This window comes from Facklamia sp. P13055 (genome assembly GCF_050409445.1).
GTDB lineage: Bacteria > Bacillota > Bacilli > Lactobacillales > Aerococcaceae > Facklamia.
On sequence record NZ_JBNUPL010000011.1, the window covers coordinates 37,944 to 59,078 of the forward strand.

Genomic DNA, 21,135 nt, shown 5'->3' on the forward strand with positions numbered 1-21,135 from the left:
ATCTCCCTTCTTTCTATTGTTTAATCCAATTTTAAAGCTGTTTCTAAAGCTATTTCCATCATGTCTGTAAAGGTTTGTTCACGCTCTTGAGCGGTTGTCTCTTCACCAGTTAATAGATGGTCAGAAATCGTACAAATAGCTAAAGCTCTGCGCTGATATTTTGCTGCCACGGCATAAAGTCCGGCTGCTTCCATTTCAACTGCTAGAACACCATATTGAGCTAATTTTTCTTTATCTAACTCATCATTATAAAAACGATCGCTAGAAAGTACATTCCCTACATGAACCCGGTCTCCTACTTTTGTTTGTGCCAAATGATAAGCGTGATCAAGACTTTGAAAATCAGCAAGTGCAGCATAGGAAACTTGTCCTTTAAAAATATTACTTAAAGCTGAAGAATCGGTTGTAGCTCCTTGGGCTAAGACTATGTCTCTAACTTTAACATTTTCTTGCATACCACCGGCAGATCCTACCCGAATAATTGTTTGCACATCATAGTCACGGTAAAGTTCCTCTGCATAGATCATAGCTGATGGCATCCCCATTCCAGATCCTTGAACCGATACTTTTATACCGTGGTAATCTCCTGTGTAGCCAAACATATTGCGCACTTCGTTATATTGAATAACATTTTCTAAAAATTGGTCAGCAATATATTTTGCTCTTAAGGGATCACCGGGAAACAGAACTATCGGGGCTATTTGCCCATAGTGGGCTTGAATATGTGTACTCATTAAATCTCTCCTTTAAATTGCATATTGATATTGGTGCCAGGCATCATCAAAAATACTTAATAGTCTTGAATAGTGACTATTTTTTTCTAAATAATCAGATATTTCTTGAAAATCATGACTTTGCTTGGGAAAAGCAATGTCGTTACTGACTGCATTAGCTAAGCGACTCATGGGATCATTGGCAGCTTCATCAGCATATCGCATTATAAATTCATAAAAACTAGGTCCCATCCTAGACCTCCTATTCTTTAAAGATCATTCTTTGATAAAGTTAAATACTCTGGGTTTCGTGGAATTATTTTTATTATAGCATTTGTAATCCTAATAAATAAATCAATTATTCCATAAACCGACTTTTCTTTCATCTAAACCCTAACTTAAGTATAATTGAATTAGTATAAAAGAAGGAGCCGATTAAATGTTTAATTCATCTTCGTCCAATCCGACAATGACACCATCTAGAAGTAGTCATTCATTCAAACAAGTCGAAACTTGGAATGCTATCACTCATGGAATCGCTGCTGCTTTATCTTTGCTTGGGACTTATATACTCATTAAAAAAGGATTAGCTCAAAGATCCAGCATCGATATGATTGCCTATATCGTTTATGGCTTTTCTTTGGTGGCCCTTTTTACTAATTCAACCCTCTACCATTCTTTTTCCCACAGTAAATATCGACGTGTTTTACAAAAACTGGACCATTCAGCGATCTATTTATTAATTGCCGGAACTTATACTCCCTATCTCATGATAGCTCTTAATAATCACTTGGCTTATCTCTTTCTTGCTCTCATCTGGATGTTGGCAATAGCAGGGATTGTATTTGAAGTCTTTGCTATCGACTGTTTTCCAAAGTTATCGACCTATCTTTATTTAGCATTAGGATGGCTGTGCCTATTAATTATTTATCCCCTCTTTAAATCAATAGACCTTTGGGGAATAATTTATCTGGCTCTAGGTGGGATCGCCTATTCTCTTGGTACGATATTTTATTCTATGAAATCTAATCGCTGGATGCACGTTGTTTGGCACCTCTTTGTTATTTTAGGAGCAGGTTTAATGTTTTACTCAATTTTTCAATACCTATAAACTTCAATCAATAAAATCCATCTCTCATTCTAAAAAGAATAGGAGATGGATTTATTCTTATGTTCTCTCTACGGTTGCTGAAACAGCTTCAAATATAGCCGATCGAAATCCATTCGCTTCTAAACTTCTAACACCGGCAATGGTCGTACCCTTAGGACTGGTCACAGCGTCTTTTAATTGAGCAGGATGTTGATGACTTTCCAGGACCATCTGACCGGCACCAGCCACTGTTTTAGCCGCCATATCGATGGCTTGCTGACGGTTCAAGCCATAATAAACGCCGGCATCACTGATAGCTTCAATCAACTGGTAGATAAAGGCAGGACCTGATCCTGCAATAGCAGAAGCAACATCAAATAAGCTTTCTTCGATCAACTGAAGATGTCCCAAGGGTTGTAATAAGTTCTTAAATTCATTAATTACTTGGTCATTGAAATTTTCTTTCTGGTAACAATAAGAAACATAACCCTGTCCGATGGCAACAGGGGTATTAGGCATTATGCGGATAAGATGATGCCCTTGAGGAAGTAGCTTTTGAATACTACTTAATGACCTACCCACTACCATCGATATCCATAATTTAGAATCAAGTAATTCAATAGAATTAAGGGAGTCCAACAAGATATTTAAGTCTTTCGGTTTGACTCCGATAAAAAAGATTTGAGCAGAAGCTAAAAGTTTTTCAAGACTATTTACTGCTTCAACACTCTCACCACAGTCCTTAGCCAAGCTTTGACTTTTATAATTGTCTTTATCATATAAGTAAAAGTCTAAATTGGAAAAGTTAGTCGAAAGAGACTTTATAATCGCTGATCCCATATTGCCACAACCAATGCAGCCAATTGCTTTAAAAGTGGTAAAATCAGTCATTTATTTTCTCACCCACCACTCAAAACGATGAGGGTATTCATTATCTGCATCTGCAGGAACTTCAACCAGCTTATCCAAACGGAACTTTTCTTGATCAATATCCGCCATATAGGTATCTGCAGGAAACTCTCCTTCGATGACGGTACGCACAATCTTATCGACGTGGTCCATCAAAGTTTTGAAAACACCTGCTCCTCCAATAACCATTAATTCTTGATCTTTTGCTAGCTCTAAGACATCTTCTACACTATGTACCAAGTTCAGCTGTGCAATATCTTGACCATAATCTTCTTGACTGGTTAATACAACCGTCTTGCGACCTGGTAAAACTCTACGGTCCATTGATTCGAAAGTCGTTCTCCCCATCAACATAGTATGTCCCATGGTAACTTCTTTAAAAAAATTGAGGTCGTTAGGTAAATGCCATGGTAAGTCCTTTTGATAACCAATTGCGCCTTTTAAATCTTGGGCATAAACATATGTAATCATCATTTCTCCTCCTATTTACTAAACTGAGATAGCTGCTTTAATTGTTGGATGTGGATGGTAGTTTTCAATCTGAATCTGATTCAAATTCAATTGATCGATGGATTGAAAATCTGAAATGTTAAGCTGGGGAAGCGAACGTGGAGAACGCTCTAAAAGTGTCCGTGCTGCCTTTAAATGGGTTAAATACAAATGGGCATCCCCTAAAACATGAACAAATTCACCCGGCTGTAAATGAGTTTCTTTGGCGATTAAATGGGTTAATAAAGCATAAGAAGCAATATTAAAAGGAACGCCTAAGAACACATCTGCTGAGCGTTGATAAAGCTGACAGGATAAACGGCCTTTACTAACATAGAATTGAAAGAAGCAATGACAAGGTGGTAAGACCGCTTTATCAATAGCTGCAGGGTTCCATGCCGTTACGATATGCCTTCTAGAATCTGGATTATCTTTAAGAGATTCAATGACCTGCTGAATTTGATCAATGGTTTCACCATTCGCCTCCCAAGATCGCCATTGTTTGCCATAGATAGGACCTAAGTCACCATGCTTAGCCGCAAACTGATTGCTAGCTATAATATTAGCTTGAAAACTAGACATCTCCATCTGGTAGTTTTCTGCAAATTCTTTATCTTCTAGGATACGTCGACCAAAATCAGTCATGTCCACTCCTTTGTAGTCAGCTGATTGCGTATAGTTTTCAAAGGCCCATTCATCCCAAATATGATTGTTATGGATTAATAAATATTTAATATTGGTATCCCCCTTTAAAAACCACATTAATTCCGATTTAACTAGACCAAAAGGCACCCGTTTAGTAGTCAAAAGAGGAAAGTCTTTACTGAGATCAAATCGCATTTGATAACCGAAAGTTGATAGCGTACCAGTTCCTGTGCGATCGGACTTTTTGTCACCATGGTCTAGAATATGACTGATCAGTTCTTGATATTGTTTCATCCGTCTACCTCCTATTGGTCCAAATCACTTAAATAGTCATAGCGTTCATAAAGTTCTAGTAAGTTAGCTTCTAGAAACTCAATTTCAGTATGAAGATCCATTAGCTTACCAGCATCTTCTGAATGTTCTTCCATCAGTTTTTGCTTTTGCTCTATTTGGCTTTCTAACTCGACTATCCGTTCTTCAAGACCTTGCCATTCTTGTTTTTCATGATAGGTCATTCGCTTTTTTTTATTTAATTGAGACTTTTGAGCGTTTTCTTTGTTGGCTTGCTTACTTGGTTTTGCTTCATTCTCAATATGATTATCCTTAGTTTCTAAGTATTCTGAAAAGCTTCCCCAGTATAAGTCAAACTTCCCTTCTCCTTTTAAGACCAGTAATTGATCGACTGTCTTATCTAAAAAATAACGATCATGAGAAACAATAATCACTACGCCTTCAAAAGATTCTATATAGTCTTCTAAAGTATTTAAAGTCTCAATATCTAAGTCATTGGTTGGCTCATCCAATAAAAGAACATTGGGTTCTTGGATTAAGAGGGTTAATAAGTAAAGTCTTCTTTTTTCTCCACCAGAAAGTGACTGTATCAGTGAACCATGACTCTCTTTGGGAAAATTGAAACGCTCTAACATTTGCGCAGCCGAAACTCTTGAACCGTCTGGACGTTTGAACTGATCCGCTACTTGGGTTAAATAGCTTAAGATACGCATAGCTTGTGGCAAATCTTCATCTAATTGACGATAATAAGCGATATTGACTGTTTGTCCTAACCGACATATACCCTTTTTAAGTGGATGCAAGCCTGCCAAGCAATTTAAGAAAGTTGATTTCCCCACTCCGTTAGGACCCACAACTCCCAAACGATCGCCCTTAACAAATGTCTTAGTTAGACCGTTAATGATAATCTTATCAGCAATTTCGACTGTAAGGTCTTCTAATTCAATAATTTGATTACCCATCCGCTGTTGTGAAAAATTAAAATCAATAGCATCTTGAGATTGGTCTCTTAGGCCGATCGAATCCTTCAATTGGTTAAAGCGATCAATCCTAGCTTGTTGTTTGGTTGATCTGGCCTGAGCGCCTTGACGCATCCAGGCGAGTTCTTGTAAGTAGAGCCGATCTTGTTTTTGGGCTTGTTTGGCTTGCATTTCGATCAATTCAGCCTTTTTAGTTAAATAAGTCTGATAATTGCCTTCAAACTCAGTAATGCGTCCATATTGTAATTCAATAATTTTATTGACCGAGCGTTCTAAGAAGTAGCGATCATGAGTGACTAGTAATAAAGCACCTTTGTAAGAAGCTAAATATTTTTCCAACCATTGGATTGACTCTACGTCTAAATGATTGGTCGGCTCATCTAAAATTAAAAGATCCGGTTCAGCAATTAAGACTTGAGCGATCCCAATCCGTTTTTGCTGGCCCCCTGAACATTCTCCAACCCTTTTATTTAGATTATAGATTTTTAATTGGGTCAGAATAGACTTAGCCGATATCTCAACTTCCCAAGCAGATTTCAAGGTCATTTCATCTGATAATTTGGTGAATTGATCTTGTAAGAAATGATTGGTTGGGTCAGCCTCTAACTCCATGCGACATTTTTCATAAGTTAATAACAATTGAATATCCGCTGCTTTTGAATCATAAACCGTTTCTAGGATGGTTTTATCTGGATCTAAACGAGGGTTTTGCTCCAGATAGGCAATTTCGTATTGATTAGGGGCTTTAATTTGACCATTATCATAACTATCGATTCCTGCAATTACTCTTAAAAAAGAAGATTTTCCAGTTCCATTCGGTCCAATAAGCCCCACTCGATCACCTGTTCGGATTGAAAAATCGACTTGGTCGATCAATTGCTTCACACCATATGATTTTGATAGATTTTGTATACTTAGTTCTTTCATAGTCTCTACCCCTTTTTTACAATCAACTTATTATAGCATACAAGCAACTTATCTTGAAAAATATCAAAATCATTCAGCATTAGATAGACTAGTCTTTTTAGTAGGATAAGATATAATAATATTATCAAAATTTTAGGAGGTTATTATGAAAAATAGAGCTTGGAAATTACTTTTTACTTATATCCTTTTCTATCTTATCACCCCCGCTATTGCTCTTGCCTTAGGTGTGGCAGAAGAGTCGATACCATGGGTTTTACTAGTCAGTATGCTAATTATTTGCTTTGTTGCTTGGTACTTGTATGGAAAATATACAATGGATCAATGGCAGCGATTACTCCAGCAAACTAGTTGGAAGAGTCTTTTAGGTAAAACTATCCTTTGCTTCTTAATTATTGGCATTGTACGTATTATCCTACTTAGTCTAATTGAGCCTTATATAGACTTGGAGGGTATGGGGGCTAATCAACAAGCCATCCAAGATTTAATTGGGAACGTTCCTAGTTATTTTACTTTCTTTATGTTAGTTATTTTTGCTCCTTTTGTGGAAGAACTAATCTTTCGTCAAGCCATCATCGGTCCCTCAGTCCACAAAGGCAAATCGTTCAAATGGTCAATGACAATCTTATCGATTTTACTATTTACAGGAGCGCACATGGCTACTTTAGCAGATGCTGTCATCTATCTTCCGTTGACTTTAGGTCTCACTTATTTTTATTGGAAGTATCAAGCCAATGTAGCGGCATCCATGAGTTTTCATTTTATCAATAATTTGATTGCTTGGATTACGCTTACTTTTTTCACCTAGTTATAGTTTTAGCTAAGGTGCCCACTTGATAGGCTGATAGCCTTTTTCAATTAAAAAGGAATTGGCTTTCGAAAAAGGCTTGGATCCAAAAAAGCCACGATAGGCTGCTAGGGGGCTCGGGTGACTGGACTTGATCACTCGATGCTTGGAACGATCTATCAACTTTTCAAGTGATTGTGCTTTTTTACCCCAGAGAATAAATATAAGAGAGTTTGGATGATGATTAAGGCATTGAATGATTTGGTTGGTGACGAATTCCCATCCGATTCCTTGGTGAGAGTTCGCTTCACCTGCTCTGACGGTTAACACGCGATTTAATAACAGCACTCCTTGTCTCGCCCAGTCTGACAGGTCTGTTTCTTTTCGGATAGGGACTTTGAGATCATCTGATAATTCTTTAAAAATATTTTTCAAAGAAGGAGGCACTGACTGGCCCTCATTCACTGAAAAAGCCAAGCCGTTGGCTTGGTTAGGACCATGGTAAGGATCTTGTCCAATAATAACTACCTTAGTATCAAAATATGGACACAGCTCTAAAGCTTTAAAAACTTCTACTGCTGGTGGATATATGACAGCCTCTTCCTGGTTTAAATAATTGTTTAATTGATTCAGGACAAGCGATTGTTCTACCTTGTCTAAACAAGCTGTCCAATCGGCTGCGATTTCTTTTAAATCAGCTAATTGATACATAAAAACACCTCTTTCTTTTATTATCATTGTAATTTAAAAGTATACAAGTAAAAAGCAGTTGATTTATCTTTTATAAACTAATGGTATAATTATAATAAGCATTTTATTAGGAGGTTCAAAATGAAGAGTAAGACAGAATTAAGAAAAGAAATTTTTGCAAAAAGAGCCCAACTTACAAGTGAATATCGTCGCTTTGCCGAAGAAAAAATTTATCAACAGCTTTTCCAACTGGATGAATATAAAAAAGCAAAAAAGATGATGGTTTATTATTCTACTGATGAAGAAATGAACACTCATCCCATCATTCAAAGAGCATGGAAAGACGGAAAAACAGTGGGTATTCCTCGAGTTTTCCCTGGTCGTGTCATGGAAGCCTTAGTATATAAAGAAAATTCTCCTCTAGAAAGATCCGCTTTTGGAATCTTAGAGCCAGAAAAAATCAGTCAAAGACTTGAACCAGAAGACATCGACCTTATCATTATGCCATGCGTAACTTGCAATAACCGTGGCGAACGCCTTGGTTATGGCGGAGGCTACTATGATCGTTACTTACTTAGAGCTAAAAATGCCTATTTAGTTCTACCTTATTATGCCCAATTACAATACGATGACATTCCTACAGAAGACCATGACAAACAAGTTGATATGGTGATGACTGAAGAAGGCACTTACCTTATCGATTAAAATGAAATAGATTGCATATTTTAAGATTTAAAGCTATCATAAGCATAGTAAACGTAAAGGAGTAATGGAATGAATTCACAACAATTTGAACAAATTAAAAACGGCAAAGGTTTTATCGCTGCGCTTGATCAATCTGGTGGATCCACACCAAAAGCTTTAAAGGCATACGGAGTAAACGAGGACGAATATTCAAATGAAGATGAAATGTTTGATAAAGTTCATGAAATGCGTAGACGTATCATGACTGCCCCTTCTTTTAGCAACGAAAAAATCTTAGGCGCTATTTTATTTGAACAAACAATCGATCGTGAAGTTGAAGGCAAAAAAACAGCTGACTATCTTTGGGAAGAGAAAAAAGTAGTTCCTTTCCTTAAAGTGGACTTAGGACTCATGGAAGAAGCAGATGGTGTTCAACTAATGAAACCTATCACCCTTCTTGATGAATTGTTAGAAAGAGCTAATGAGCGTCATATTTTTGGAACAAAAATGCGTTCTACTATTAATTCATATTCTGAAGTCGGAATCAAAGCAGTTGTTGATCAACAATTTGAAATTGCTAAACAAATTATTGCTGCAGGACTCGTTCCAATTATCGAACCTGAAGTAAATATTCATGCAGAAGATAAAGAAAAGATCGAAGCAAAATTAGCTGAAGAGATTCTGGCTCACTTAAACAAATTGGAAGAAAATGAATTAGTGATGCTTAAAATTACTATCCCTACTAAGCCTTCTACCTATGAAGAAATTGCCAACCATCCAAATATGGTAAGAGTCGTTGCTTTATCAGGTGGATATCCTACCGAGGAAGCTAATGCCCGCTTGAAGAAAACACCTAACTGCATCGCTTCATTCTCCCGTGCTCTTTCACAAGATTTAAGAGCCAGTCAAAGTGATGAAGAGTTCAATCAAACTATTAAAGAAGCCATCGATGGTATTTACGATGCTTCAGTTAACAAAGCTTAAATATTAGGTTTATACATAAAAAGCTAACCTCAAATGAGGTCAGCTTTTTATTTGGCTATTATTTATTCTGCTTCCATGAACTGTTCTTCATTTAATGCTACTTGAACTCGCTCTTGATTACCCATGGCTAATTTCACCTTAGCTTCAGATAAGCCTTGGATAAAAGCTTTATAGTATCTAGCTTGAACGACTAACATGTCATCAACACTCTTGGACCATATCCTTATTTTATAAATCAAACGTCCTTGTGAGTCACGAAAGACTCCTAAAAATTCTGGAGCACGTAAAATCAACTGATCATCTTGTGGCACTTTTAAATAGATTTCTTGAAGCCGAGCTTCAAGCTGATCTATATTTTGTTCAGGATAAATGAACAAATCAATATCCACACGGATACTATTGAGTGAGAGATTGGACATTTGAGTAATACTGCCGTTGGGAATGAAATGATGAATTCCATTGTAATCACGGACGACCGTATTTCTTAAACCAATGGAATAAACGGTTCCACTGTAGCCATTAATATCTACCGCATCCCCAACATCAAATTGGTGTTCCAAGAGAATGAAGAAACCATTAACAACATCTGAGACTAAATCTTTAGCACCCAAACCAATGGCTAAACTGACAATTCCAGCCCCAGCTACTAAAGTACCAACTGGAACACCCATGATACTTAAGACCGTATAGGCTAAAAAGAAATAAAAAAGATATTGAACCAAGTTAGTCAATAAACGACTAATTGTATGATTGCGTGCTTTTTTAGCAAAGCGAATACGTGAAGACCTTTTACCCAGAAAGTAACTCTCAATCATTTTAATTAAAACTTTTTTTAAAGTGTAAAGTAGAATGACTGAGAAAATGATTTTAAATAAGCTAATCAAAATATCTTGTGATAGCTGAATAATATCAATTTCCGTTCGGAATTGTGTGACGATATCTGAAATAAAGTCCATAGCCAACCTCCTAATTTATATCCTTAAAATGAAAATCGATTGAAAACCGATATTTTCATTCTAAAGGAATGCTATGGCTTAAGCAAGTTGACCCCTATGTCTTTACGGTAATAAATTTGATCGAGTGCTTGTTTTGATAGATACTCATAAATTTTGTCTTGTGCTAATTGCTTTGTGTCAGCTAAACAAGTAACCATGGCAATTCTTCCCCCGCTAGAAACAAGTGGGCGGTAAGAAGAAATTCCTGCATAGTAGATTTTCATAGTCTCATCCATAGAAGACTTTAATGAAAACTCAATCCCACGTGTAGGATTTTGTGGGTAACCTTCAGCCGCTAAGATAACTCCCATGCATGCTTTTTCTTCCCTCCACTCCACTTGGGTCTCACGACCATGCAGCAAGTCATTGATCAATTCTGCAAAATCTGTTTTCAATAAAGGCAAGACGACCTGGGTTTCTGGATCACCGAAACGTGCGTTAAACTCAATCACTTTTGGTCCTTCAGCTGTGTTCATTAGCCCTGTGTATAAAACACCATTAAAAGGAGTCCCCTCTTTATCCATAGCCACTAAAGTAGGCTCTACAATCGTTCGAAGGGTTTCTTGATATAGTTCTTCTGAGATATCTTCAACGGGGGCAAATGCTCCCATACCGCCTGTATTAGGCCCCAGATTACCATCTAATAAACGTTTATGATCTCTAGCTGGCAAAGAGTGGCAAACTTTACCTTTATAAACCATTGAAAAGATTGAAAACTCTGGTCCAAGCAAACATTCTTCAATTACGATTCTTTGCTTTGCTGGATCTTTTTCAAAAGCTAATTTAATCGCATTCTCTGCCTCTTCTTTACTTAAAGCAACGGTAACTCCTTTACCTGCAGCTGGCCCATCGACTTTAACTACAATCGGAGTCGACTGGTTATTCAAATAAGCGAGTGCAGCCTCTTGCTCAGTAAAACTAGCATACTGGGCAGTTGGAATCTTATATTTTTGCATTAATTTTTTGGCAAACAATTTAGAACCTTCGATTTGAGCAGCAGCTTTACTTGGCCCAAAAGCAATTTGACCTGCTTGGGTAAAATGGTCAACAATTCCTTCAAATAAAGGACCTTCCGGACCTACAAAAGTCCAATCAATTTGTTCTTGTTTGGCAAAATTGATTAAGTCTTCAAAAGCATTCTCAGCGATGTCTACACAATTTATGCCATCTACTTTCATACCTGGATTGCCAGGAGCACAAAAAACCGATTCGACTAGGGGACTTTTTAACAAATGATAGGCAATCGCATGTTCGCGTCCTCCACTACCAATAACTAATAATTTCATGATTACCTCTTTCTCTTAATGACGGAAATGACGGACTTTGGTCGCTAACATAGCAATACCGTATTCATCGGCTTTGGCAATTACTTCCTTATCACCAATGGAACCACCTGGTTGCACAATTGCCTGAACACCATATTGATGGGCTAACTCAATTGTATCTGTCATTGGTATAAAGGCATCTGAAGCTAATACCATCTTAGAAAAGTCGGCACCTAATTCTTTAGCATGATCCAAAGCAATTTTAGCAGCTCCTACACGGTTAGTCTGACCTGCACCTACACCATAAGTCTGCTGACCATCAGCCACAACAATGGCATTTGATTTAACATGCTTAACCACTCTCCAGGCAAATGATAAAGCCGCTCTTTTTTCATTAGAAATTGAAACTGTCCCCATTTGCTGCCATTGTTCAGAATCTTCTACTAAACTATCAGCTTCTTGAACTAAAAGTCCTCCACTTATCGAAGTTATTTCTTCAGCATCCATTGAAAGGTCATCCATGTCTAATTGAAGTACACGCACATTCACTTTTTGCTTGAGGATTTCTAAAGCTCCCTCTTCAAAAGAAGGCGCAATAATAACATCAAGAAACATGGAATGAAGCGTTTCAGCTAATTTAATTGTTAAGGTCCGATTCACAACCACAATGCCTCCAAAAATAGAAATTGGATCTGCTTGACGGCATCGATTAAAAGCTATCTCTATTGTTTCAGCAACCGCTATACCACAAGGATTCATGTGTTTAACTGCCACTGCACATGCTTGATCTGGAAATTCGCGGATCATTTTGATAGCGGCATCTGCATCGCGTAGATTATTATAAGATAAAGGCTTACCATTTAAAACTTTGGCATGAGTAATAGCATAAGAAGATGTGATTGGTTTTTGGTAGACAGCTGCTTTTTGATGAGCATTCTCACCATATCTTAAATCATACATCCGATCATAAGTTAAGGTAAGTGATTCAACTGGTGCAATTTGACCTTCTTCTTCCACTTCAGCAATTTGATTAGCCAAATAACTGGCAATCAAAGCATCATAAGCTGCCGTGTGAGCAAACACTTTTTGAGCCAATTGTTGACGAGTAACAGCCTTAGTCTGACCTTGACTTTCTAATTCTTCAATGACAACAGCATAGTCTCTTGGATCTACAACAACGGTGACAGATTGATAATTTTTAGCTGCAGAACGGATCATACTCGGTCCTCCAATATCAATCTGTTCAATTGCTTCTGCTAAAGTCACTTCTGCTTTTTTAATTGTTTGCTTAAATGGATAAAGATTAACAATAACAAAATCGATGTACTCAATTTCGTGATTCTTAACCGCTAGTTGATGGTCTTTATTATCTCTTAAAGCCAGTAAAGCTCCGTGAATTTTTGGATGCAAGGTCTTCACTCTGCCATCCATCATTTCAGGAAAATTAGTCACTTCCTCAACAGCCGTTGTCTTAAGTCCAGCTTCATCAAGAAAACGTTTGGTCCCTCCTGTTGAGATAATCTCAACTCCTTGAGCAATTAAGGCTTTCGCCATTGGTAGCAGACCTGTTTTATCCGAAACACTTATTAATGCACGTGACAATTTACTCCACTCCTTTAAGAAATTCTTTTACAACTTGAGGATATAATTGATGTTCTACTTGATGGATTTTTTCCTCAAGATCCACTAATTTTTCGCCTTCTTCAATCAAAACTTTCTTCTGACCTAAAATTCTGCCTGTATCGATTCCTTGGTCCACTAAATGAACAGTCACTCCTGTTTCTTTAACCCCAGCTCGGTAGGCATCAGCGATGCCGTGCCGACCAGGAAAAGCAGGAAGTAGTGAAGGATGAATATTGAGTATTCGATCAGGATAAGCTTCTAATAAAGGTGGACCAATGACACGCATGTAACCTGCTAATAGAATGTAATCAATCTGATAATCCTGCATTTGTATTAATAGAAAATTTTCATAGTCTTCTCGAGTATTAAAGTCTTTTGGACTGGCCACTAAAGTAGTTATGCCCAATTTGTTTGCTCTTTCCAATGCATAAGCTTGATGATAGTCTGAAAATAATAAGACAAATTCAATGTCAGGTCGATCCTGGCATGATTCCACTAAAGCCTGAAAATTAGAACCTGACCCTGATGCAAATACTGCAACTTTCATCCTTCCCCTCCTTACTAGTTGAAAATAACTTCTTTATCTCTTTTCTCAACCACTTGACCAATTTCATAGGCGTTTTCTCCAAGTTGGTCTAATCTTTGTTTTACTTCCACTACTTTTTCAACATCTACTGCTAGGACCATACCAATCCCCATGTTAAAAATTTCATACATTTCTAAGGATTCAATTTTTCCTAAAGCTTGCATTTGATTAAAGATTGGTAACACTGGCCAAGAGCCTAAATTAATCTCACAAGCTAAATCCTCTTGCATCATCCGTGGTAAGTTTTCGACAAACCCTCCACCTGTAATATGGGCTATTCCGTTAATTAAACCGGCCTTAACCAATGGCATGACCGTTTTGACATAGATTTTTGTTGGAACTAATAAAGCTTCAGCTAAGCTTTGGTCAGCGCCTTCTAAAACTGGCTCCGATAATTGATAATCATGTTGATTGAAGAAGATGTCACGGACTAAAGAGAAACCATTGGAATGAATGCCTGATGAAGCTAAACCAATTAGAACATCTCCTGCCTTGACCTGATTACCCGTAAGCAATTCTTTTTTCTCGGCTATTCCGACAGTAAATCCTGCCACATCAAAATCTTTCTCATCATACATACCAGGCATTTCAGCTGTTTCTCCACCCACTAAAGCGGCTCCTGCTTGAACACAACCTTCAGCAACCCCTGCTACTATTTGCTCGACTACTTGCGGATCATTTTTACCCACCGCAATGTAGTCAAGGAAAAATAAAGGTTCTGCACCCTGAGCCACCACATCGTTGACGCACATGGCTACACAATCGATACCAATTGTATCGTATTTTCCTGCTTGAATAGCGACCATTAATTTGGTACCGACCCCGTCTGTTCCACTTACTAAAACCGGTTCTTGATATGAAAATTTTGAAAGATCAAACGCTCCACCAAAGCCACCTAAATGAGTTAACACTTCAGGACGTATGGTTCTTTCGACATGCTTTTTCATTCTTTTAACCGCTTCATATCCAGCGTGCACGTCTACTCCTGCACGACTATAAGCATTTTCCTTCGTCAACTTATTTCCTCCTAATCATTAATCTTCAACAATGCGTTCTAATTCTGCAAGATATTCTTTTTCAAAATCATGTAGAGCTGTCGGATAATCTCCATTAAAGTATGCCATACATAATCCTTTATAAGGAGCATCTGATTGAAGGTCAATAGCCGAAACTAAACCCTCTTCACTGAGATAGGCTAATGAATCAGCATCGATAATCTTTTCAATTTCTTTTAGTGTATGGTTGGCCGCAATTAAATCGCGCGTATTCGAAATATCAATACCGTAAAAACAAGGATGTTTAAGTGCGGGTGACGCAATGCGTACATGAACTTCCTTAGCACCTGCGGCTTTTAATAAGCCAACAATTCTTTTAGACGTTGTCCCTCGAACGATGGAATCATCTACCATCACAATACGTTTTCCTTCGACAACTTTGCGGACTGCTGAAAGCTTCATCCTTACACCCCGCTCTCTTAGTTCTTGGGTTGGTTGGATAAAAGTTCGTGCAATATACTGGTTCTTAATAAGACCCATTTCATAAGGAATACCAGCTTCCTCTGCATAACCTGAGGCAGCCGAAAGTGATGAATTGGGAACACCAATTACAATATCAGCTTCGACCGGCTGTTCTTGGGCTAGTTTTTTTCCTGAATTCTTGCGAGCTGTATGTACGTTGATACCATGTATGTTCGAATCCGGTCGAGCAAAATAGATAAACTCCATCGAGCAAATAGCTTGTTGACGGCTTTCTGTATAATATTCTTTTTGGATACCTTCATTATTAATGGAAACCACTTGACCTGGTTCCACATCAAATAGATAAGAAGCACCAATTTGGTCTAAAGCGCACGACTCAGAAGCCATTACATACCCACCATTAGGCATTCTTCCTACAATCAACGGTCTAAACCCATTGGGATCACACACTCCAATTAATTCTTCTTCAGTAAGGAACAGATAAGTAAAGCCTCCTACCACTTGCTTTAAAGATTCTTTTAACTTTTCAATGAAGCTTTCTTTTTGAGAGCGACGAATCAAATGCATAATTACTTCACTATCAGAAGTGGTATTAAAAATAGAGCCTTTTTTCTCAAGTTCCACTTTTAAAGTGTGAGCATTGACTAAGTTTCCGTTATGAGCCATGGCAACCGGTCCATCATTGAAATGAAAGACAAGGGGTTGGATATTATTAATATCATTAAGACCGGCAGTTGCATAACGTACATGACCTAAGGCAGCATCTCCAGGTAATTCTTCTAATTTTTGACGGCGATTAAAAACTTGATTCACTAAACCAAAGTCACGATGAGCTAGCATTTCATCGCCATTAAGGACAGCAATTCCCGCCCCTTCTTGACCACGATGTTGAAGGGCATGTAGACCATAGTAAGCATCAAATGCGGCATCTTTTTGATTCCATAAACCTATTAGACCACATTCTTCATAGGGTAAATCGAATATATCATCGGTGATTTCAGTAGAGACGACTTCTTGGCCTCGGATTACTTCCCTCTTAAAAGACATGGTATAGCTTCCTCCCATAGTTGTTGCAAGTCTGAGCGTTTGGCATCAATAAATTGGTCTTTGGCTTGAATTCGAATTCGATCTTTATCGGTTACTTGACCGATTAAAGTGAATTGGTCTTTAAATTCAGCTTCAAACGCTGCTTTTTGATCAGCTCTTACAGAAACAATAAAGCGTGAACCGTTCTCTGCGAATAAATGACTAGCTGGTAGGTCCACTTTTACTTCTAGACCTAAGTCCGTATTAAATGCTGATTCCGCTAAAGCAACAGCTAATCCACCTTCAGAAAGGTCATGCGCAGAAGCAAGATATCCTTTTTGGATAGCCGCGGCAACAGTCTCCTGGTTGGCCTTTTCAGCTGCTAAATCATAGTCAAATAAAGGACCTTCGATCTTACCTAGCATCATTTTTTGTAATTCAGATCCATTAAAGGCATCTGTCGTATGACCAATCATGTAAATAGCATCTCCAGCTGCTTTAAAGAATTGAGTAGTTACTTTTTCGATATCTTTTATTAGTCCAACCATACCAATCATTGGAGAAGGATAGATTGCTTGACCATTTGTCTCATTATAAAGTGATACGTTACCAGAAATAACTGGTGTATCTAATTGACGGCAGGCTGCTGCAATACCATCAGCTGATTTATCTAATTCATAAAAGACTTCTGGCTTTTCTGGGCTTCCAAAGTTTAAACAGTCAGTAATTGCTAAAGGTTTTCCACCTGAAGCTACGATATTTCTAGCTGCTTCTGCTACAGCCATTTGGCTACCAATTTCCGGATTGAGATAGATGTAACGTGAATTATAATCAGCAGTCATAGCAATCGCTTTTTTAGTGCCACGAATTCTAACCACTGCTGCGTCTGAGCCTGGCCAGACTAAAGTAGAGGTTCGAACTTGCGAGTCGAAAGTATCGTAAGCTACTTTTTTAGAAGCGACTGTTGGCTGTTGTAAGATATCTTTTAATGTTTGGGTCGCATTATCAATTTGTGGTTGGAATTGTCCCTTATCTGCCCATTCACGAATACGCTCTGGTACTTGACCTTGATTGTTATACACCGGTCCATCTCCTAGCGAATTAACTGGTAAGTTGGCTACTTCTTTACCTTGATGCATCAAGCGGTATTGACCATCCCCAGTAACTTCACCAATCACTACAGCGTCTAGATCATATTCTTTAAAGACATTGATAATTTCTTCTTCCATACCACGCTTGACACATAAAAGCATCCGTTCTTGCGATTCAGAAAGCATCATTTCATAAGGAATCATGCCCGTTTCTCTTTGAGGAACTAGGTCAAGGTTTAAAGTTACACCTGTGCCAGCTTTTTCAGCCATTTCTGAAGACGAAGAAACTAAACCAGCCGCACCCATATCTTGAATACCCACTAAAGCTTCTTTATGGTTGTAGATAACTTCTAAACAGGCTTCCATCAGGAGTTTTTCCATAAATGGATCTCCTACTTGAATAGCTGAGCGTTCAGATTCCACTTCATCGTCAAATTCTACTGAAGCAAAAGTTGCTCCATGAATACCATCGCGCCCTGTCTTTGCTCCTACGTAAACAATAGAGTTTCCAATTCCTTGGGCTTGACCTACTTGCATATCTGCATGGTCAATTAGACCTACAGACATCGCATTTACTAAAGGGTTTCCTTTATAACAATCATCAAAAGCAATTTCACCGCCTACTGTTGGAATCCCGATTGAATTTCCATATCCAGCAATTCCGGCGACTACTTCTTCGAATAAATAGCGCATACGGTCATTATCTAACTCCCCAAATCGTAAGGAGTTCAATGATGCGATGGGACGAGCTCCCATAGAGAAGATATCTCTTAAGATACCGCCGACACCAGTTGCTGCTCCTTCATAAGGTTCAATAGCAGACGGGTGATTATGACTCTCAGCCTTAAAAACAACAGCTTGTTGGTCACCAATATCGACAATACCTGCCCCTTCACCGGGTCCTTGAAGAACTTGTGGACCATCTATTGGAAACTTCTTAAGTACTTGCTTAGAGTTTTTATAAGAACAGTGTTCAGACCACATCACGGCATAAAGGCCTGTTTCAGTAAAATTTGGTTGACGTCCTAAAATATCTTCTTTGATATGTAAGTATTCTTCATCCTTTAATCCCCAATCACGGTAAATTTTACTTGTTTCTACTTCTTGAGGAGAAAGTTCCTTTAATTTAGCCATGTTGCACCGCCTTTGTTTGATAGTGATTAATCATTGATTGAAAGACTCCAATACCATCTGTACCATTAATTATTTCTTCAACTGCCCGTTCTGGGTGTGGCATCATGGCCATCACATTGCCTTCTTTATTAGAAATCCCAGCAATATTTGCAATCGAGCCATTCGGGTTTTCTCCTGCATAACGGAAAAGAATTTGGTTGTTTTCTTCTAATAATTTAAGTTCATCTTCTGAAACGACATAATTCCCCTCACCATGAGCGATTGGAACGGTAATAATCTGTCCTTCTTCATAGGCATTTGTAAAGGCAGAACCTGCATTTACAACCTCTAGAGGCTGTTTTTTTGACACAAATTTTAAAGAAGTGTTACGAATCAAAGCACCTGGCAGAAGTCCTGCTTCTGTTAATATTTGAAACCCATTACAGATACCAATGACTAATTTGCCTTCATTAGCAAACGCTTTAACAGCTTGCATCACGTTAGAATGAGAAGCAATCGCACCACAGCGTAAATAATCACCAAATGAGAACCCGCCAGGTACTAGGACTGCATCAAAACCTTCTAAGGAATCAGCCTTATGACTAACATATTCTACTTCTTGCCCCATGACATCTTTGATAGCATGAAAGGCATCTAAATCACAGTTAGAGCCTGGGAATTGAATGACTGCAAACTTCATCCTATTCCACCTCCGTAATTGTGTAACGATAAGATTCCATTACCGGATTAGCTAAAATTTTATCACAGATTTCCTCAACTAAAGTCTCAATTTTTTCTTGTCCTTTTTCAATTTTTAATTCAAAGTATTTTCCTTGACGAATTTCTTTAACCTGGTTAACTCCCATACGATGAACAGAACCTTTAATTGCTTCACCTTGAGGGTCTAAAATTGATTCCTTATAAGTTACGAATACCTCTACTTTATACATAAGAACAACTCCTTAAATTTTAGATTTTTATGATTTATAAGACCAATTGTCAATCTTTTTTAATGTTTTTAAAATACTCTCAGGATTTTGAGCAAGCTGAGTGATGTGTCCCATCTTACGATCTTGACGCGCTTCCCCCTTACTATATAGATGGAGGTGCCAATCGGGATGATTTGGCCATTGGTCAATCACCATCTCTTGATCTTGTCCTAAAATATTTGTCATTACAACAGGAGATAATAGTTTATTTTGTGGAAGTGTCATACCGCAAATTGAGCGAATATGTAAATCAAATTGTGAATACTGACATGCTTCAATGGTATAGTGACCTGAATTATGTGGTCGAGGTGCCAATTCATTCACTAGAATTTTATTGTCGGCTAGAAACATTTCAATACAAACAATTCCAATTAAGTTCAGTTTATGGGCAATCGTTTTTGCCAGCTTAAAGGCTTGATTGGCCACTGCTTCACAAACACGAGCGGGTACAATCGACTGATGAAGAATATGATTATAGTGAATATTTTCAGACAAAGGAAAAATACGCGTTTGACCTTGTTTATTCCTTACGACCATATGGGATAACTCCATATCGAAAGGAACAAAAGCTTCTAATATACAAGGAGCTGAGTCAATAAGCTGTTTGGCTTCTTCTATATCGTCTTCGCTCTTTAACATGATTTGTCCTTTACCATCATAACCAAAGCGTCTTGTCTTCAAGACGGCTGGGTAATCTAATTGCTCAAGACCTTGCTTAAGTTCTTCATAACTACTAACTGGATAATAATCTGCAACGGGTACACCACTAGTTCTTAAAAACTCTTTTTCTGTTAAACGATCTTGAGTAAGTCTTAAAATTGAAGAACCTTGAGGAAGATATGCTCCCTCTTCTACAATTCTATTAAGCGACTCCAAAGAAATATTCTCAAATTCAAAAGTTAATACATCGACTTGATGGGCGAATTCAGCTAGACTTTTTTGATCATCGAAAGCTGCTTGACAATGAAAGTCAGCAACTTGAGAGGCTGAACAATTTTGTCCTGGATCAAAAATTCCTACGCGATATCCCATCCGCTTTGCAGATTGGGACAACATTTTGCCCAGTTGTCCGCCGCCGATAATGCCGATAGTAGAACCAGGTTTAATGTAATTATTCAAGTTCTTGCCCACTTTCTATGGACATTTGACGCATCTGTCGGTGATATTGCTCTAATTTCTGCACTAAAGAAGTATCTTGTAGACTTAAAATTCGGATAGCTAATAGGCCCGCATTTTTTGCCCCTGCCTTACCAATAGCTGTTGTTGCTACCGGAACACCACCTGGCATTTGAACAATGGATAGTAATGAGTCCAATCCATTTAAAGTAGAGCTCTTAATAGGCACACCGATAACCGGCAAGGTAGTTTGACTTGCAACCATTCCCGGTAGATGAGCAGCTCCCCCTGCACCTGCTATAATAACTTGTAGACCTCGCTTGTGAGCATCTTTAGCATAAGCAAACATTTCATCAGGCATACGATGTGCTGACACAACTTTCTTTTCAAATTCGATTCCAAATTCAGTTAGCACTTCTGTGGCTATTTTCATTGTAGGCCAGTCTGATTTTGACCCCATAATGACTCCAACCGATACCATTTCATCGCCTCCTCAAAAGCATAGTAGCACATTAAAAGTGCTTAATAAACCTCGATTCAAACAAACAAAGGCTTAATTATCTTAATGTTCGTGTTTGAATCAGAATTAAAAACTATGCTTAAGTATTTTAATGATGTGAACCTCAAAAGTTGGAGTTTGTATTTAAACGGTTAATTGAATGGTATA

General features: G+C 38.0%; 22 protein-coding genes. 4 read left to right on the top strand and 18 right to left on the bottom strand.

The window, feature by feature from the left end; translation table 11 throughout:
* Window positions 1-20 precede the first annotated feature (20 nt).
* Both deoD and ACQV2O_RS05620 read right to left on the bottom strand, forming a co-directional pair.
* Entirely contained in the window at window positions 21-734 is a 714-nt protein-coding gene (gene deoD / locus ACQV2O_RS05615; protein WP_428873422.1) for a purine-nucleoside phosphorylase, read from the bottom strand.
* 12 nt (window positions 735-746) lie between these two features.
* Window positions 747-965 (bottom strand): YozE family protein, encoded by a 219-nt coding sequence (locus tag ACQV2O_RS05620; RefSeq protein WP_428873423.1) that lies wholly within the window; start codon window positions 963-965, stop codon window positions 747-749.
* A gap of 187 nt (window positions 966-1,152) precedes the next feature.
* Between ACQV2O_RS05620 and trhA the strand changes: the two genes are divergently transcribed.
* Complete coding sequence (gene trhA, locus ACQV2O_RS05625) at window positions 1,153-1,824, top strand: PAQR family membrane homeostasis protein TrhA (protein WP_428875208.1); 672 nt, start codon at window positions 1,153-1,155, stop codon at window positions 1,822-1,824.
* A 57-nt stretch (window positions 1,825-1,881) separates the two neighbouring features.
* Here the strand turns inward: trhA and proC are convergent, their stop codons facing one another.
* Genes proC through ACQV2O_RS05645 form a run of 4 tightly spaced genes read right to left on the bottom strand, consistent with a single transcriptional unit; the run spans window position 1,882 to window position 6,044 of the window.
* Window positions 1,882-2,694, bottom strand: coding sequence for a pyrroline-5-carboxylate reductase (gene proC / locus ACQV2O_RS05630; protein WP_428875210.1), 813 nt, complete (start codon window positions 2,692-2,694; stop codon window positions 1,882-1,884).
* Complete coding sequence (locus ACQV2O_RS05635; RefSeq protein ID WP_428875211.1) at window positions 2,695-3,183, bottom strand: dihydrofolate reductase; 489 nt, start codon at window positions 3,181-3,183, stop codon at window positions 2,695-2,697.
* 18 nt (window positions 3,184-3,201) lie between these two features.
* Entirely contained in the window at window positions 3,202-4,140 is a 939-nt protein-coding gene (locus ACQV2O_RS05640) for a thymidylate synthase (RefSeq protein ID WP_428875212.1), read from the bottom strand.
* 11 nt (window positions 4,141-4,151) lie between these two features.
* Window positions 4,152-6,044, bottom strand: a complete 1,893-nt coding sequence (locus tag ACQV2O_RS05645) for an ABC-F family ATP-binding cassette domain-containing protein (protein ID WP_428875213.1) — start codon at window positions 6,042-6,044, stop codon at window positions 4,152-4,154.
* A gap of 145 nt (window positions 6,045-6,189) precedes the next feature.
* On the opposite strand from ACQV2O_RS05645, the gene ACQV2O_RS05650 reads away from it, so the two are divergent.
* Entirely contained in the window at window positions 6,190-6,849 is a 660-nt protein-coding gene (locus ACQV2O_RS05650) for a lysostaphin resistance A-like protein (protein ID WP_428873432.1), read from the top strand.
* A gap of 12 nt (window positions 6,850-6,861) precedes the next feature.
* On the opposite strand, the gene ACQV2O_RS05655 is transcribed toward ACQV2O_RS05650, so the two are convergent.
* On the bottom strand, window positions 6,862-7,539 hold the full coding sequence (locus tag ACQV2O_RS05655) for a uracil-DNA glycosylase (RefSeq protein ID WP_428875214.1): 678 nt from the start codon (window positions 7,537-7,539) through the stop codon (window positions 6,862-6,864).
* Between the two features lie 120 nt (window positions 7,540-7,659).
* Between ACQV2O_RS05655 and ACQV2O_RS05660 the strand changes: the two genes are divergently transcribed.
* Window positions 7,660-8,223 carry a 5-formyltetrahydrofolate cyclo-ligase gene (locus ACQV2O_RS05660; RefSeq protein ID WP_428875215.1) on the top strand — a complete coding sequence of 188 codons (564 nt, stop codon included), beginning with the start codon at window positions 7,660-7,662 and terminating at the stop codon, window positions 8,221-8,223.
* Between the two features lie 69 nt (window positions 8,224-8,292).
* The gene (locus ACQV2O_RS05665) at window positions 8,293-9,186 is read left to right on the top strand and encodes a fructose bisphosphate aldolase (RefSeq protein ID WP_428875216.1); all 894 of its coding nucleotides are present in this window, start codon (window positions 8,293-8,295) and stop codon (window positions 9,184-9,186) included.
* A 62-nt stretch (window positions 9,187-9,248) separates the two neighbouring features.
* On the opposite strand, the gene ACQV2O_RS05670 is transcribed toward ACQV2O_RS05665, so the two are convergent.
* The 11 genes from ACQV2O_RS05670 to purE form a co-directional block, all read right to left on the bottom strand.
* Window positions 9,249-10,142 (bottom strand): mechanosensitive ion channel family protein, encoded by an 894-nt coding sequence (locus ACQV2O_RS05670; RefSeq protein ID WP_428873436.1) that lies wholly within the window; start codon window positions 10,140-10,142, stop codon window positions 9,249-9,251.
* A 71-nt stretch (window positions 10,143-10,213) separates the two neighbouring features.
* Window positions 10,214-11,467: a phosphoribosylamine--glycine ligase gene (purD, locus tag ACQV2O_RS05675; RefSeq protein ID WP_428875217.1), complete on the bottom strand. Its 1,254-nt coding sequence runs from the start codon at window positions 11,465-11,467 to the stop codon at window positions 10,214-10,216.
* Between the two features lie 15 nt (window positions 11,468-11,482).
* Window positions 11,483-13,048, bottom strand: coding sequence for a bifunctional phosphoribosylaminoimidazolecarboxamide formyltransferase/IMP cyclohydrolase (purH, locus tag ACQV2O_RS05680; RefSeq protein WP_428875218.1), 1,566 nt, complete (start codon window positions 13,046-13,048; stop codon window positions 11,483-11,485).
* Window position 13,049: 1 nt separating this feature from the next.
* Complete coding sequence (gene purN, locus ACQV2O_RS05685; RefSeq protein WP_428873440.1) at window positions 13,050-13,616, bottom strand: phosphoribosylglycinamide formyltransferase; 567 nt, start codon at window positions 13,614-13,616, stop codon at window positions 13,050-13,052.
* Window positions 13,617-13,630: 14 nt separating this feature from the next.
* Window positions 13,631-14,671, bottom strand: a complete 1,041-nt coding sequence (gene purM / locus ACQV2O_RS05690; protein ID WP_428873441.1) for a phosphoribosylformylglycinamidine cyclo-ligase — start codon at window positions 14,669-14,671, stop codon at window positions 13,631-13,633.
* Window positions 14,672-14,689: 18 nt separating this feature from the next.
* Window positions 14,690-16,180, bottom strand: coding sequence for an amidophosphoribosyltransferase (gene purF / locus ACQV2O_RS05695; RefSeq protein WP_428873442.1), 1,491 nt, complete (start codon window positions 16,178-16,180; stop codon window positions 14,690-14,692).
* On the bottom strand, window positions 16,159-18,384 hold the full coding sequence (gene purL / locus ACQV2O_RS05700) for a phosphoribosylformylglycinamidine synthase subunit PurL (protein WP_428873443.1): 2,226 nt from the start codon (window positions 18,382-18,384) through the stop codon (window positions 16,159-16,161). Before purL ends, purF begins: the two co-directional genes overlap by 22 nt.
* Entirely contained in the window at window positions 18,377-19,063 is a 687-nt protein-coding gene (gene purQ / locus ACQV2O_RS05705; protein ID WP_428873445.1) for a phosphoribosylformylglycinamidine synthase subunit PurQ, read from the bottom strand. The genes purL and purQ overlap by 8 nt, the downstream gene beginning before the upstream one ends.
* 1 nt (window position 19,064) lies before the next feature.
* The gene (gene purS / locus ACQV2O_RS05710; RefSeq protein WP_428873447.1) at window positions 19,065-19,313 is read right to left on the bottom strand and encodes a phosphoribosylformylglycinamidine synthase subunit PurS; all 249 of its coding nucleotides are present in this window, start codon (window positions 19,311-19,313) and stop codon (window positions 19,065-19,067) included.
* A gap of 27 nt (window positions 19,314-19,340) precedes the next feature.
* Window positions 19,341-20,471: a 5-(carboxyamino)imidazole ribonucleotide synthase gene (gene purK, locus ACQV2O_RS05715; RefSeq protein ID WP_428875219.1), complete on the bottom strand. Its 1,131-nt coding sequence runs from the start codon at window positions 20,469-20,471 to the stop codon at window positions 19,341-19,343.
* Entirely contained in the window at window positions 20,464-20,949 is a 486-nt protein-coding gene (gene purE / locus ACQV2O_RS05720) for a 5-(carboxyamino)imidazole ribonucleotide mutase (RefSeq protein ID WP_428875220.1), read from the bottom strand. The genes purK and purE overlap by 8 nt, the downstream gene beginning before the upstream one ends.
* Between the last annotated feature and the right edge of the window lie 186 nt (window positions 20,950-21,135).

Coding starts and splice junctions, on each gene's coding strand:
- deoD (WP_428873422.1), bottom strand. CDS start 734: ATGAGTACACATATTCAAGCCCACTATGGGCAAATAGCCCCGATAGTT.
- ACQV2O_RS05620 (WP_428873423.1), bottom strand. CDS start 965: ATGGGACCTAGTTTTTATGAATTTATAATGCGATATGCTGATGAAGCT.
- trhA (WP_428875208.1), top strand. CDS start 1,153: ATGTTTAATTCATCTTCGTCCAATCCGACAATGACACCATCTAGAAGT.
- proC (WP_428875210.1), bottom strand. CDS start 2,694: ATGACTGATTTTACCACTTTTAAAGCAATTGGCTGCATTGGTTGTGGC.
- ACQV2O_RS05635 (WP_428875211.1), bottom strand. CDS start 3,183: ATGATTACATATGTTTATGCCCAAGATTTAAAAGGCGCAATTGGTTAT.
- ACQV2O_RS05640 (WP_428875212.1), bottom strand. CDS start 4,140: ATGAAACAATATCAAGAACTGATCAGTCATATTCTAGACCATGGTGAC.
- ACQV2O_RS05645 (WP_428875213.1), bottom strand. CDS start 6,044: ATGAAAGAACTAAGTATACAAAATCTATCAAAATCATATGGTGTGAAG.
- ACQV2O_RS05650 (WP_428873432.1), top strand. CDS start 6,190: ATGAAAAATAGAGCTTGGAAATTACTTTTTACTTATATCCTTTTCTAT.
- ACQV2O_RS05655 (WP_428875214.1), bottom strand. CDS start 7,539: ATGTATCAATTAGCTGATTTAAAAGAAATCGCAGCCGATTGGACAGCT.
- ACQV2O_RS05660 (WP_428875215.1), top strand. CDS start 7,660: ATGAAGAGTAAGACAGAATTAAGAAAAGAAATTTTTGCAAAAAGAGCC.
- ACQV2O_RS05665 (WP_428875216.1), top strand. CDS start 8,293: ATGAATTCACAACAATTTGAACAAATTAAAAACGGCAAAGGTTTTATC.
- ACQV2O_RS05670 (WP_428873436.1), bottom strand. CDS start 10,142: ATGGACTTTATTTCAGATATCGTCACACAATTCCGAACGGAAATTGAT.
- purD (WP_428875217.1), bottom strand. CDS start 11,467: ATGAAATTATTAGTTATTGGTAGTGGAGGACGCGAACATGCGATTGCC.
- purN (WP_428873440.1), bottom strand. CDS start 13,616: ATGAAAGTTGCAGTATTTGCATCAGGGTCAGGTTCTAATTTTCAGGCT.
- purF (WP_428873442.1), bottom strand. CDS start 16,180: ATGTCTTTTAAGAGGGAAGTAATCCGAGGCCAAGAAGTCGTCTCTACT.
- purL (WP_428873443.1), bottom strand. CDS start 18,384: ATGGCTAAATTAAAGGAACTTTCTCCTCAAGAAGTAGAAACAAGTAAA.
- purQ (WP_428873445.1), bottom strand. CDS start 19,063: ATGAAGTTTGCAGTCATTCAATTCCCAGGCTCTAACTGTGATTTAGAT.
- purS (WP_428873447.1), bottom strand. CDS start 19,313: ATGTATAAAGTAGAGGTATTCGTAACTTATAAGGAATCAATTTTAGAC.
- purE (WP_428875220.1), bottom strand. CDS start 20,949: ATGGTATCGGTTGGAGTCATTATGGGGTCAAAATCAGACTGGCCTACA.